General features: G+C 49.1%; 11 protein-coding genes. 4 read left to right on the forward strand and 7 right to left on the reverse strand.

Annotation, left to right across the window (positions count from 1 at the left end):
• The 4 genes from Q0231_RS04985 to mazG all read left to right on the forward strand — a co-directional run.
• Window positions 1-453 (forward strand): TatD family hydrolase (locus Q0231_RS04985; RefSeq protein WP_299345838.1); only part of this gene is annotated, 453 nt, incomplete at its 5' end.
• Window positions 450-1,262: an MBL fold metallo-hydrolase gene (locus Q0231_RS04990; protein ID WP_299345840.1), complete on the forward strand. Its 813-nt coding sequence runs from the start codon at window positions 450-452 to the stop codon at window positions 1,260-1,262. The genes Q0231_RS04985 and Q0231_RS04990, both read left to right, overlap by 4 nt.
• A gap of 360 nt (window positions 1,263-1,622) precedes the next feature.
• The gene (locus Q0231_RS04995) at window positions 1,623-2,027 is read left to right on the forward strand and encodes a DUF1801 domain-containing protein (protein ID WP_299345842.1); all 405 of its coding nucleotides are present in this window, start codon (window positions 1,623-1,625) and stop codon (window positions 2,025-2,027) included.
• Window positions 2,024-2,836, forward strand: coding sequence for a nucleoside triphosphate pyrophosphohydrolase (mazG, locus tag Q0231_RS05000; RefSeq protein WP_269394227.1), 813 nt, complete (start codon window positions 2,024-2,026; stop codon window positions 2,834-2,836). Before Q0231_RS04995 ends, mazG begins: the two co-directional genes overlap by 4 nt.
• Here the strand turns inward: mazG and hflX are convergent.
• The 7 genes from hflX to Q0231_RS05035 form a co-directional block, all read right to left on the reverse strand.
• A complete protein-coding gene (gene hflX, locus Q0231_RS05005) occupies window positions 2,833-4,140 on the reverse strand; it encodes a GTPase HflX (protein ID WP_299345845.1) in 1,308 nt (435 codons plus the stop codon). The two genes, mazG and hflX, sit on opposite strands and share 4 nt — an antisense overlap.
• A 107-nt stretch (window positions 4,141-4,247) precedes the next feature.
• Window positions 4,248-4,496 carry an RNA chaperone Hfq gene (gene hfq, locus Q0231_RS05010; protein ID WP_269394225.1) on the reverse strand — a complete coding sequence of 83 codons (249 nt, stop codon included), beginning with the start codon at window positions 4,494-4,496 and terminating at the stop codon, window positions 4,248-4,250.
• A 164-nt stretch (window positions 4,497-4,660) separates the two neighbouring features.
• A complete protein-coding gene (locus Q0231_RS05015) occupies window positions 4,661-6,079 on the reverse strand; it encodes a potassium transporter TrkG (RefSeq protein WP_299345847.1) in 1,419 nt (472 codons plus the stop codon).
• Between the two features lie 8 nt (window positions 6,080-6,087).
• Entirely contained in the window at window positions 6,088-7,464 is a 1,377-nt protein-coding gene (gene trkA / locus Q0231_RS05020) for a Trk system potassium transporter TrkA (RefSeq protein WP_269394223.1), read from the reverse strand.
• A gap of 22 nt (window positions 7,465-7,486) precedes the next feature.
• A complete protein-coding gene (locus Q0231_RS05025; protein WP_269394222.1) occupies window positions 7,487-8,866 on the reverse strand; it encodes a sigma-54 dependent transcriptional regulator in 1,380 nt (459 codons plus the stop codon).
• Window positions 8,867-11,134: a PAS domain-containing sensor histidine kinase gene (locus tag Q0231_RS05030; protein WP_299345853.1), complete on the reverse strand. Its 2,268-nt coding sequence runs from the start codon at window positions 11,132-11,134 to the stop codon at window positions 8,867-8,869. It abuts the gene before it with no gap.
• Between the two features lie 120 nt (window positions 11,135-11,254).
• On the reverse strand, window positions 11,255-12,501 hold a 1,247-nt coding region (locus Q0231_RS05035; RefSeq protein ID WP_299345855.1), incomplete at its 5' end, for a sigma 54-interacting transcriptional regulator.

Genomic DNA, 12,501 nt, shown 5'->3' on the forward strand with positions numbered 1-12,501 from the left:
ATAGGATTTCGCCGCCACATCGAAGCCGCGCGGGTGACACAATTGCCACTTGTAATCCACACCCGTTCAGCGGACCAGGACACAATCGACATTTTGCGCGAAGAAACTGAAATTGGTGCATTCCCATTTGTCTTACACTGTTTTTCCGCGGGTTTAGAATTGGCAAAAATTGGCGTCGAGTTGGGTGGTTATGTTTCATTTTCCGGTATCGCCACCTTCAAGTCTGCACAAGCAATACGCGATGCCGCACACGCCATACCAATCGAGCGGATGCTCGTTGAAACAGACGCCCCATATCTTGCACCAGTTCCGCATAGAGGCAAATCCAACGAGCCGAGCTTCGTGCGCCACACGGCGGAATATCTAGCTGCGGATTTAGGCGTAGATTATCAATCCTTTGCGGCACAAACCACCGCGAATTTTGATCGACTGTTCGCAAAGGCAGCTCAATGAGTGTTGAGCAAAAAATACAGGTTACAATTCTGGGTTGCGGCTCGTCCGGGGGCGTGCCACGCGTTGGTGGAAATTGGGGCGATTGTGACCCAAAAAACCCAAAAAACAGGCGCCGCCGTTGTGCGCTTCTAATCACAGCAACATGTGCAACTGGCGGCCAAACGAACATCGTTATTGATACGGGATGCGATATTCGCGAACAGCTACTAGATGCAGGTGTTACCAGTGTTGATGCTGTATTCTATACCCATGACCATGCAGATCACACCCACGGAATCGACGATTTGCGCGTGCTTGCGCTCAACGATCGAAAGCGCGTTGAAGTCTACGCAAATCGACCAACGCTTGAACGATTGAAATCGGCATTTGGCTATTGTTTTCATGCACCTATTGGCAGTCCATATCCGCCCATTCTAAATGCAAATGAAATTGATGATGGCGATGCTGTAACTGTCGAAGGCGAGGGTGGCCCGGTCACCCTGCACGCCTTTAATCAAGAACATGGCAGCATAACATCGCTTGGCTTTCGGTTGAAAAAACTCGCCTATTCTTGCGATGTTTCAGACATCCCAAAATCATCGCTCAACGAGTTGAAAAATCTGGACGTCTGGATCATAGACGCATTGCGACGGACACCACATCCAAGTCATTTTTCTCTTGATGACTCTGTCCGCTGGATTGAAAAAATGCAGCCCGTGCAAGCATATCTAACCAATATGCACATCGACCTTGATTATGTGACCGTGGATAATGAGACGCCAGAAAATATCAAACCAGCCTATGATGGTTTCACAATCCAATTGCAATAATTGCGACGCCTTGTGATTTGGCGACCTTAAGCGAGATGTCACAAGCTTCTGCATACATTTGCACCTCGTTGCATACAATTTGGAAATGACCACGCAAGCAATAACAACGACTATGGCCATGAAAATCGAACATCTATAAGAACGGCTCTACTGCCGTATGCTGTGCGAAGCTGCAACACTAGGTGAATTCCCAAGCGGTCAATGACAAAAAAAGTTCCATAATATATATTATGCGAATACGAACAGACCGCAATACGAGCAAACGTCAGATAGCGACGAAAGAAAACCTCTGCCGGGCTTGGCGCTTTTGCAAAAGCCGTAGTATGTCTGAACAAAGCTCCTTGAACAAAGACATACACCGTGCCGGATATACTCGATCAAAGAATTTCTGAATATAGCGCAACCCAGCAGAATACCTTGCGTTTTTTGCGTGAACTTGTGCACGCTGTTGCGGCCAACACCACTGGCTGTGGTTCTATCGTTGAGGCGCTCAAATGGAATCAAATCAGCTTTCTCACCCAAAAACCAAAATCGGGTACGACGATCAGATTTGACCAAAACTCCAGCGGTACAATCTCACTCTATGTCAATTGTAACTCCACGTTGATCGCTGACATCAAACAGCACTATCCGACCGAGTTCGAGTATGTTGGCTCACGCGAAGTGGTGCTTCCGAATGATCTGTCCAAATGCCACCAAGAATTGGAGCATATGATTGCCCTTGCGCTCACCTACCATCAAAACAAAAGAAGCAAAGCCTCGTGAAACCAAGTCGTGACATTTCTACGCTAATCGAAATCATGCGCCGTCTACGTGATCCAAAGGATGGATGCCCTTGGGATTTGCAGCAAGACTTCCACTCGATCAAACCTCATACGATCGAAGAAGCCTATGAAGTGGCAGATGCTATTGAGCGAGAAGATTTTGATGATCTGAAATCTGAACTTGGTGACTTGCTTTTTCAACCGATTTATTACGCGCAAATGGCGAATGAAACCAACAAGTTCGATTTTGGTGACGTAGTATATGGCATCTGCGAAAAACTCATCCGGCGACACCCACATGTTTTCGAACAGGTGGAAATTGAAACGGCGGATGGGGTCAATACAAATTGGGAAAACATTAAGGCATCGGAACGGGTAAAAAAGACAACAGAAGCCGGAAAGCACCCATCTGTGCTTGATGATGTGCCCCGTGCCCTGCCCGCATTGACACGGGCAAATAAACTCGCCAAACGCGCAGCACGCGTGGGATTTGATTGGCCAAGTGCACAAGGCGCTTTGGACAAAGTGCGCGAAGAAACCCAAGAAGTTGCTGGGGAAATCGAAGCACAAAACCAAAACCAAATCGAAGAAGAAATTGGCGACCTTCTGTTTGCAATGGCCTCCTTGGCGCGCAAACTAAATGTCGACCCAGAGGTCGCACTTTCCAATGCCAACAATAAGTTTATCCGCCGGTTTCACCACGTGGAAAAACGCTGCCTTCAGGAAGGGATAACCCTTCCCGAGGCAGGACTTGAAAAACTGGAGGAGTTTTGGTCAGAAATTCGACAGTCAGATAAACAAACGCCTTAATCGGCGTCTGCTTCTGTTGCGTTTTCGGGCGTTGGAACTGCCTGTTCAACGACGAACTTGTCAAATTTTTCCAAGAACGGTGACATTTTGTCTTTGGCCACGCGCACTTCATAACAAATTGCGCTGCCGTCTTCGGTTGGTTCTGCGCTGAGCACTTCGCCATGATCATAAAGCCAATGAGCCGTGTGGGCCGCACTGTGTGGCAACATAACTGTCTGAAAACGGCCTGTTTTACCCAACTCAACTTCAATTACAGCCAATAATTCATCGAGCCCCTGCCCGGTCTTGGCCGAAATCTCAACAATTGGAATTGATTTGCTGCGGTGACGGCGGCGAAGCTCAAGCTGCTCTTCAGTCAGCATGTCCACCTTGTTCCAAACCTCAATGAACGGCACCTTTTCAGGGGTCACGTCAAGGTCAGCCAAAACATCATTCACATCTTGGCACTGAGCCATATAGTCGTCATTAGCAATATCACGGACGTGCAACACAACGTGTGCTTCAGTAACTTCTTCTAGCGTTCCACGAAACGCGGCAATCAAATCGGTCGGCAAATCGGCAATAAAGCCAACGGTGTCAGAAAACACCACTTCGCGCTTATGTGGCAATGTTGCCCGACGAACAGTTGTATCCAGTGTGGCAAACAGCTGATCTTCTGCCTTGATATCAGAATCGGTCAGCAGATTAAAAAGTGTAGACTTGCCCGCATTCGTGTAACCGGCCAAAGCGATAATCGGGAATGGAATAGACTGACGGGATTTGCGCTGTTCAAATCGGGTTCGCTGCACTTTTTCTAGGCGCTTGGTGAGCAATGTCACCCGCTCTTGCAACAATCGTCGATCCGATTCGATTTGCGTTTCACCAGGTCCACCGACAAACCCCAAGCCACCGCGTTGGCGTTCAAGGTGTGTCCATGACCGCACCAAACGTCCCCTTTGGTAGTTCAAATGCGCGAGTTCAACTTGCAAAACACCTTCCCGCGTCGCTGCGCGGTCACCAAAGATCTCAAGGATTAGAGCTGTTCTATCCAGCACCTTTGCCCCAAGTTTGGTTTCTAGGTTGCGCTGTTGAATTGGAGACAGCTGCGCATCTATCAACACCAAAGCAATATTGTGTTCTTCAACTTGTTTTTGGATCTCTTCCACATGGCCACCGCCGATGAAAGTGGCAGGTTTTACCTCACGCACATTCCACGCTTGCGCATCGATGATGTCCAAATTGATCGCGCTTGCGAGGCTTTTGAATTCCTCGAGCCGCGCTTCAATTGTGCGACGACTTGCCTGCCGTGCAACGTCTGGACACACCAACAAAGCGCGTGTTGCTTCGACACGACGATCTATATAGCCGGCGGTTCCCTTTTGGAAATCTACACCAACCTGAGTTTCATTTTCGTTATTCTTAGACAGCGCAGTTAGCCTTTGTCGCTGGTCTCTGGATCAAACAATTGAATTGGAGCGCCAGGCATAATTGTCGAAATCGCATGCTTGTACACAAGTTGAGATTGAGACTCGCGGCGCAACAATAAACAAAAATTGTCGAACCAAGTTATAACGCCTTGCAGCTTCACGCCATTGACCAAGAAAATGGTCACTGGGATTTTGTTTTTCCGGACATTGTTGAGGAAAGAGTCTTGCAAGTTCTGGTTTTTGTCATTGGGCATTCTGGGGGCCTCTTTTTTGGGTAGATCGGGTGGCAACAATCACCTTCAGTACCAAGATTATATCCTAAAGCTCGTCCCAACAACCGTGTTTGGACAAAGAGTTAATAAAAACACCGCCCTAAATGGGTACGCATATGCGCACGAACTGTCAATCTGTTTGGATATTATCGTTGCCGAATATCGCTGATTGCCGCCAAGATAACCAAAATCTCCAGTTTCCCAGCCAAAGCGATGGCAGAAATCCACAGACCAATCAAATATCCGTGCTCGCCACGCACGGCGTCCGCGGTCACCAAATTGGCGACGGAGCTTAAGCTGCCAACGGATGAAGAGAACGCGTCTTCAAATGACATCCCCAAAATGGCAAAGCCCAACATGCCCAAGCACATGGTCAAAATGAACAGAAAGAAGAAACTCCAAATCGCCTTAATTGCCCCCGAGCTTCCAAAACGCTCTTCCAGTCGTCCCGACAGGATTGCATTTGGAAAAACCAACTGACGAGCTTGCAAAAGCGAATTGAGCAGCATGATCCCTAGTCGGTAAAGTTTTATCCCGCCACTCGTCGAAAACGTAGCGGCGCCTCCCATTGCCAACATAAATGCCAACAGCAAAGGTACGCTGGAAACTTGTGATGTTTGGTGAGTGACGCCTGTGGTTGTCATTGTTGAGGCAACATCAAAAATATGGCGCAAGAAAGCAAAAGGTTGATCGCTTGTCAGGCCATTGATAAGCGCAACCAACAAGCCAATGCCCAAAATCAAAACGATTGCCCCAATACTCTCGCGGTGTTCTCGCCATAGCAGATCAAATCGCCTGGCAAAAATCATGCGGTGCCAAATAATGCTAGTGCCGCCGACCACCATAAAGCCGATCATGGTAATTTCGGCCGCACGATTGTTGAAGATCGATCCACCAGACTGGGTGGGCAAAAAGCCGTTGGTCGACATGGCGGCAGTGGCGGCCAAGGTTGCATCAAGCGGTCGCACGCCTTGTATCAACAAGATCAAAAGGCATAAAATTGTTAGCCCAATATATGGCAGCGCAATTGCTGCCAATGTCCGAAAAAGCTTAGGCCCACTATAACCTGTGCTGTGCAGAACAAACCGCAAATCGCGGTTCGGCAAACCACCAACACGATAAGGGCTCAGGACATAAACAATTAGCGCCAGCGTCAAAAAGCCACCGAACCAAGCCACAATCGCCCGATATGCTTTCATCGGTGTGGCAATAGTGTCAGGCACCAAAAACGTTGTGCCAAGCGCTGTTGCGGCCGAACTTGCTTCATAAAAAGCGCCAAGGAACGACATACGTTCAAGCAAAATAAATGGTATTGTTGCGGCCAGAACCAAGGTCAACCAACAACAACATGCCAAGACAAACATGCCACCGCGCGACAACCGAGACGCCTGACGGTTGAACGCAAGGATAACCACAACCGAAAGGAAAACATAAGACACAAACAAAAGGCCAAATCCCTCAATGTGTTTGACGCTTTGTCCCATAACGGCGACAGTAAATGGCGCGATTAAGCAGGCTGAGAAACCTGCCAAAACCAAACTACAGATTGAAAAAATGGCTGGCATATACTTGCCTAAAAGAAATCTATGCTGACGCGGAACATTTGCTCCACTTGCCGCACCGCATCTGCCAAAGCAAACACAATCACAAAATCACCCGCTTCAACCCTTGATTGACCTGTTGGCACAATCATCTTGCCGCCACGAATAATTGCGCCAATGCGCACACCGTCACCAAAATTGAAATCCTTGAGTGGTTTACCCACCAACGGTGAGGTTTCCAGCGCTTCAGCCTCCAGTAACTCAGCAGCACCATTGTAGAGCGTGTAAACCCCCCGTATGCGACCCCGGCGAACATGGCGCAGGATTTTAGAAACAGTAACGGTTCTTGGATTGAGAAAGGCATCCACACCAAGCCTTTTCGCAAAACGAGGATATTGTGGCTGGTTGACCAATGCAATTGTTGTTGCCCCGCCTAACTCGCTCGCCAAAACCGAAGACAGAATATTTGTTTCATCATCGTTGGTTAGACCCAAATACATCTGTGCATTCTGAATGCCAACTTCATGCATAATATCTTCATGCAACCCGTCACCATAAACAACAATGGCCTCATTTAGGTTTTCTGCAGCGCGTTGTGCTGTCCGGCGATTGTTCTCAATTAGCCGTACGGAGATGCCCTCACCCAACTCTTCCAATTTCCGCGCAACATATTGTCCGATGTTCCCCGCCCCGCCTATGACGACTTTATTGGGAAATGGCACGTCTTTGCCAAACATCGCCAACACGCGGTTCACCTGAGACCGGCCAACCGCAACAATGGCTTCGTCGCCAGGAACCAAAAAGTCGTTCGACTTAAGTGCTTTCATTACGCCACCGCGCCGAACCCCCATCACAGTCGCTTCCAGATTTGGAAACAGCTCCGTGAGTTGCAACAATGGCGTATCTATGATGGCGCAGTCTTCTGTCACAGCAACCGTGATAACCAGAACCTGATCGTCGTCGAATGACACAAGATCGAGCGCGCCCGGATATGCCATTCGCTGCAGGATCAATTCACCCACCTCGACTTCGGGTGAAATAATCACGTCAATTGGCAAGTGATCACGCGCAAACAAATCACTCCACTCAGACTTCAAATAGCTTTGCGCACGTATGCGAGCAATTCGTGTTGGAATTTTAAAAATTGAATGTGCGACCTGACAGGCAGTCATGTTGACTTCATCAACCTGAGTCACTGCAATCAACATATCAGCTTCGCGCGCGCCCGCTTGCGCCAAAACGTCGGGGTGCGACCCATGTCCATGCACACCACGCGCATCCAAAGTGTCGCGAACGCGCTGTACCAACTCAGGATTGCTATCAATCACGGTAACTTCGTTGTCTTCCATCGCCAATTGCTCAGCGATTCCATAGCCAACTTGCCCAGCGCCACTAATAATTACGCGCATAAATGCCCCCTCAGTTTGACCGTTACAGCCCTAGTGACTTCAATTTTCGATGCAGTGCGCTACGCTCCATACCAACAAATTCAGCAGTACGCGAGATGTTACCGCCAAATCGTTCAATCTGCGCCACAAGATATTGCCGCTCAAAGACTTCACGCGCATCTCTCAAGGGCAATGTCATCAAATGCGGGCTGTCACTACCATCATCAACTGAGGGCAATACTTCGCCAATGTCAGCGGGCAGCATTTCAGCCGTTACACAGCCATCGTCAGGAAAGTCATCGTTGAGCATAATAATCAGTCGCTCCAACGAGTTTCTCAACTGACGTGCATTACCGGGCCAATCTTGTGCTTGCAAAACGGCCATCGCATCGGCCGAAATGTTGAAAGACTTTAGGTTATGAACTTGCATCAGAGTTTTTGTGAGTTGATTGACCAGCAAAGGAATGTCCTCGCGCCGCTCTTTCAGTGCGGGCAGCGCTAAAGGAATAACCGCCAACCGATGAAATAGGTCAGCCCTAAATCTCTCTTCTTCCACCAGCTTGGCGACATTTGTTGAACACGAAGACACGATACGAACATCAACGCCAACTCGGGTTTCGCCGCCCAACCGCAAGAATTTATTTTCTACAATTGCACGCAGCACAAGTGCTTGCATGTTTTGCGACAGCACTTCGACTTCAGCAAGATAAAGCGTACCACCATGCGCCCTTTCAAAAGCTCCCGCTCGAATTGACTTTGATCCATTGTCAGCAGTTTCCTTGCCGAACAACTCTTCAGCCAGCTCATCTTCGCCATGCATGGCAAGGTTTACTTCAACAAATGGTCCATCAGATCGATGTGATAACTCATGCAACAAGCGCGCGCATAGCCCTTTTCCCGTCCCCGCTGGTCCAGTCAAAAAGACCCGCGAATTCGTCATCGCGCATTTGCTTAGAGCTGCCTTAATGTTCAAGAACGCTGGCGATACGCCAACAAATTGATCGCTGTCCGCGCCTGAGCGTACTTTTAACTCCTCAACTTCATCTTTAAGGCGACGATTTTCAAAAGCACGTTGCGCGATCAACAATAACCTGTCGATTTTAAACGGTTTTTCGATGTAGTCAAACGCGCCACGACGGATTGCTGAAACGGCTGTCTCAACATTGCCGTGGCCAGAAATCATAACCACGGCGATGTCTTTGTGCCTCTCCTGAATAGCGTCAAGCAACTGCAATCCATCAAGGCGAGAACCCTGCATCCAAATGTCTAAGAACACCAAGCCTGGACGTCGCGCCTCAATTGCTGCCAACGCCGAGTCAGCATCGTGCGCCAACCGGGTTTCATACCCCTCATCTTCAAGAATACCCGAGATCAGTTCCCGAATGTCCGCTTCGTCATCTACAATAAGTACGTCTTGTGCCATCTACTCATCCACTGCCTGAGTTTTCCCAGGTCCATCTTCGTCTCTAATCAAAATCTGTTGTGCAGTCGTTTTGTGGGATCTAGGCAATGTGAAACGGAAACACGCTCCTACCTTCCCGTTTTCATCAGGTTGTGCGTCTTGTAACTCAACCGTACCGCCATGCTGCTCGATAATCTTTGAAACAATTGCAAGTCCGAGCCCCGTCCCCTTGCCACGCGTCGTCATATAGGGTTCCAACAATCGGCTCCTATTGTCTTTTGGCCAACCGTTGCCATTGTCCTCAACCTTTACAACAATATCGTTGTCCACCACTTCAGCTGAAACGCATATTTTCGGCACTCTTCCTTTAAAATCTTCTGTAGATTCAAGAGATTCAGATGCATTCTTAATCAAATTTGTTAGAACCTGAGAGATCAATCTTTCATCGAATTCACAAATAACATCTGAACTTGGCAATTGGGTTTCAATTCGAATTTCAGGATGACGCACCCCTTCGGAGAACACCGCCTGTTTGATTGTTTCGTTTAGGTTTGCAGGAGCCACATTTGCAGAAGGCATACGCGCGAACGTCGAAAACTCATCAACCATCCGTCCGATATCACCGACTTGGCGCATAATTGTGTCGGTACATTTGTCAAAAACCTCAAAGTCTCCATCCAGCTTTTTCCGATACCGCCGCCGAAGGCGTTCGGCAGATAGTTGGATCGGTGTAAGTGGATTTTTGATCTCATGGGCAATACGCTGTGCAACATCAGCCCAAACGCTTGTGCGTTGAGCCGCGATCAAGTCCGAGATATCGTCAAGCGTTATCACGTAACCTTTGGAGTTTTCGCTGGTTCCTTCCCGCGTTATCCGGGCTTGATAGGTCCGCTCTTCCCCTAGTTTAGATTTGATTTCAATCTGCTCTTGGTTCTGTTCGCGTTGCGAATTCATTGCCAAAGACACAAAATCTGCCAGAGCGGGCACAATTTCGCCAACCAGTTTACCAATGATCTTTTCGCTCTTGGCTTCAAACATTGCAGCCGCGCTGGCGTTGACTATGGTAATCCGACCATCCGGATCAAGGCCCACAATGCCCGCGCTCACGCCTTCAAGCACCGCTTCAGTAAATTGGCGCCGTTGATCGATGGTGTCGTTGGCAGACAAGAGCGCGCCGTGCTGGGCGCGCAATTGCGACGTCATACGGTTAAATCGGCTCGAGAGGTCAAACATATCGCCTGTCACCCCTTTTACGGGCACACGAATGTCCAATTCCCCTTCCGAAACTTTGGTGGAGGCCACCATCAAATTTCTAATCGGGGTCACCAAACGGTTGGCAAGGGCAATCCCAACCCAAACAGCGCCAAGCAAAACCACAAACGCCAACCCCACATACATAAATGCGAAGGTGATCTGAAATACCAACCGGTTTGATTCATATTCCCGATATTCAGCCACATTTTGGTCGGCGAGCCGCATGTATTCCAAAACTTGCGGGTCAACATCTCTGGCGACAAACAAATAATAGTTATCGTATCCAGCAAGTTTGATCACAGCGCCAACGAGGTTTTCACGTCCAGGCCTGATCAAGTCAGGCTGTTTTTCTTGTACGCCTACGAGCAGGTTAGGCGGAAGACTGGGATTGCCCCCACGAGAGGGTAATCTCGCCCTTAACACAACAACTTGCTGTTCATTTAGAATATAGGCGAACGGCAACGAACGGCTTTGCGCCAGCGAAGTCAATATGTCTGTAAAACTGCCTTGGTTTTGGTCAAACACATCTTGGATTTTCTCTAGCTCCGCCGCCAATGACAAGGTGTCGTCGCGCAACACATTCGCATGCTCGTTCAAATAGGATTGGGCTACAGAACGAGAACTCTCAACCATTGTGCGGGAACGTTCCGAAAACCAATGGTCCAGACCCTGATTGAGCGCCAATGTAGCAACAACGGCCACAATGAAAGCAGGCACTGCGGCCGCCACGGCAAACATTGAAACCAATCGGATATGTAGGCCAGATCCAGCCTGTTTGGTCAGCCGAGCTTGCAAAAGCAAATAGGTTTCGGTCAATAGCAAGGCGATGACCAACAGGATCAAAATACCATTGACCAGCCAAATAAAGGGCCAGAGCGATGGATCAGGTTCAATCGGCGTTGCACCGGTAAGAATGGCGAAGGAAATTGACGCAGAGGCAATCGCAGCTACAACCAGCACAATGCCGAGGTAGCGCAAAAAACGATTCCGTCGCAAAAACAATTGCCTGATGCGCGGTGCGCCTGTGTCGCTCAAACTCAAAAATCCTTGGGCTTTGGGAAGTCAGACTGTGCCACAATAGTAACACCCCGTCCGTAAGACTTACCGCATTCACCCTAGTGATCAAGAAGAATGTTGCTAAAATGTGACAGAACGCTACCGGCTGGCGTTTTTTGCGACCTTTATTTGATGCAAATTGAGCTTTTTTCGCAATGTATTGCGATTTAGACCCAACAATTCAGCGGCCTTTACCTGATTGCCGTTGCATGCCGTCAGTGTAATCTCGAGCATAGGCACTTCGATTTCGTCCAAAATGCGGTGATAGAGATCGTCTGCGGGCAGCCCGGGCTCGGCCTGTGCAAAAATCCGCATCAAATGTCGTTCAACGCTTTCTTGCAACGATTGCCCTTCGTTTGCACCACTTGTAGGCGCTGCCATATGCGTTGCGTTTTGGCCAAACTCCGTTTTGACCATTTCTGCAGAAATCACCTCTTCAGGATAAAGCGCGACGAAACGATGGATAAGGTTTTCAAGTTCGCGCACATTGCCTGGCCATCCGTGCTGCGACAATAACTCAAGCGCTTCTGGGGTGACCGATTTGCGCAATTTGGTTTCTTCACTGTATTTCTCAATGAAGTGACGCACCAAATCCGCGATATCTTCTGGTCTCTCGCGCAAGGCCGGCATCCGCAATTGCACCACATTCAAGCGATAGTACAGATCCTCGCGGAAAAGTCCTTGCCGGATCAGTTGGTTTAAGTCCCTATGCGTCGCTGCGATAATGCGCACGTCAGTTTGTATGGTCTCGCGTCCACCAACGCGGGTAAACTCGCCTTCTTGCAACACCCGCAATAAGCGCGTTTGCGCCGCCATTGGCATATCACCAATTTCATCCAGAAACAGTGTGCCGCGCGCCGAGAGTTCAAAATGACCAGGCGCCCGCGCATTCGCCCCCGTAAAAGCACCTTGTTCATGGCCGAACAGTTCTGATTCAATCAAATCCTGCGGAATGGCTGCCATATTGATTGCATTAAACGGACCGTTTTTGCGCTTGCCAAATTCGTGCAGCGCCCGCGCCACCACTTCTTTGCCGGTGCCGCTTTCACCAGAAATCATAACCGTAAGGTCCGTTTGAATAAGCCGCGCCATGGTGCGATATATCTCTTGCATTGGCGCAGAGCGGCCCACAAGCGGCATATCATCAACTTCAACGTCGCTGGTCCTATTGGCTTTGTTCTCCCGCTCCTGCAGCGCTTTCTCAGCCGTGTTGGTCACTTCAACCAAGTCGAAAGGTTTGGGCAAATACTCATATGCCCCCGCTTCGCTGGCCTTCACCGCTGTCATAAAGGTGTTTTGCGCACTCATAACAATGATGGGCAGGTCCGGGCGCTGCTTTTGAATTT

Source organism: uncultured Maritalea sp. (assembly GCF_937139385.1).
Taxonomy (GTDB): domain Bacteria; phylum Pseudomonadota; class Alphaproteobacteria; order Rhizobiales; family Devosiaceae; genus Maritalea; species Maritalea porphyrae_A.

Bases quoted from the DNA above. Each gene is read 5' to 3' on its own strand.
- Q0231_RS04990 (WP_299345840.1), top strand. From the start codon at position 450: ATGAGTGTTGAGCAAAAAATACAGGTTACAATTCTGGGTTGCGGCTCG.
- hfq (WP_269394225.1), bottom strand. From the start codon at position 4,496: ATGCCCAATGACAAAAACCAGAACTTGCAAGACTCTTTCCTCAACAAT.
- Q0231_RS05015 (WP_299345847.1), bottom strand. From the start codon at position 6,079: ATGCCAGCCATTTTTTCAATCTGTAGTTTGGTTTTGGCAGGTTTCTCA.
- trkA (WP_269394223.1), bottom strand. From the start codon at position 7,464: ATGCGCGTAATTATTAGTGGCGCTGGGCAAGTTGGCTATGGAATCGCT.
- Q0231_RS05025 (WP_269394222.1), bottom strand. From the start codon at position 8,866: ATGGCACAAGACGTACTTATTGTAGATGACGAAGCGGACATTCGGGAA.